The following is a 529-nucleotide window of genomic DNA, read 5'->3' on the forward strand; positions in this document are numbered from 1 at the left end:
CGTTGCCCTGGAAATCAAGATAGGCGATGTCTTCCTCGCGACATGCCGCCTGCGCCTGTTCAGATAAATAGGGCGCGATGAACATCGGCACGCCCTCTTGGCCAGTCTGATCCAGATACCGTTTGAGCTGGTAGGCTACTTGGTGCGCAATCCGGGGTTGCCCGTTGCTTTTGACCTCGACCACGAGCCTGAGCGGTCGGCCGGCGAATTCGGTTTCAGCGACGATGTCTACGCCTCGATCAGCCTCGCCTGGCTTGCCAGTCAGCGTCATTGGGCCGACGGCGAATTGAGGGATTGAGCCTAGAAAGGCCTCGAGCGCTTCTGCCGCCCGCCGTTCGATGCCAACAGGGTCTTTCACCGAACCGTTGAAACCACGATTCGGCTGAAATAGCAAATAATTTCACTGAAACGGGCTTTTCAACAAACCGTTGAAAATGAGAAATCTGTGAAACAAGGCCCATCCGATGGGGGTATCAGGCCCTTTGAGACCAAAGGGCCCGCGCGGCTGCCTCAGTGATCGTGTACACCG

1 pseudogene is annotated in these 529 nt (G+C 56.7%); it reads right to left on the minus strand.

Annotated elements, in window-relative coordinates:
- Positions 1–394: pseudogene (locus AACY52_RS29975) on the minus strand (hypothetical protein); the annotation flags it as partial.
- Positions 395–529 lie beyond the last annotated feature (135 nt).

It is taken from the genome of Pseudomonas sp. EA_65y_Pfl1_P113 (assembly GCF_963970525.1).
GTDB lineage: Bacteria > Pseudomonadota > Gammaproteobacteria > Pseudomonadales > Pseudomonadaceae > Aquipseudomonas > Aquipseudomonas tritici.